Source organism: Hungatella sp. SL.1.14, assembly GCF_024460495.1.
GTDB classification, from domain to species: domain Bacteria; phylum Bacillota; class Clostridia; order Lachnospirales; family Lachnospiraceae; genus Hungatella; species Hungatella hathewayi.
The window spans coordinates 1-295 of the sequence record NZ_JANFYJ010000421.1 but is presented as its reverse complement, the minus strand read 5'-3'; the positions used below and the strand labels follow the sequence as shown (position 1 = coordinate 295).

Here is a 295-nt window from a genome sequence, read left to right as displayed (position 1 = left end):
GAGTGAGCGGAAAGAGAGGATTAATTATGGATTTAGGAATTGCAAGTGTAGCAGGTATCACAGCGCTGTGTTATTTGGCCGCTATGGCGGTTAAAGCGACGGCGGTGGACAATAAGTGGCTGCCGGTGATTTGCGGCGTTATTGGGGCAATCCTGGGCGTTGCAGGCATGTACACGATGCCCGACTTCCCGGCGGCGGACATCATCAACGCAGCGGCGGTTGGAACTGTATCGGGGCTTGCAGCTACCGGTATCAACCAGGCGTACAAGCAGCTGACGAAATAAGCTGTTGCGAT

1 protein-coding gene is annotated in these 295 nt (G+C 54.2%); it reads left to right on the top strand.

Translation table 11 applies throughout. The features are described from left to right. The first annotated feature begins 26 nt into the window (after positions 1–26). Entirely contained in the window at positions 27–284 is a 258-nt protein-coding gene (locus tag NE473_RS31650) for a phage holin family protein (protein WP_039891784.1), read from the top strand. Positions 285–295: the final 11 nt, after the last annotated feature.

Bases quoted from the DNA above. Each gene is read 5' to 3' on its own strand.
- NE473_RS31650 (WP_039891784.1), top strand. From the start codon at position 27: ATGGATTTAGGAATTGCAAGTGTAGCAGGTATCACAGCGCTGTGTTAT.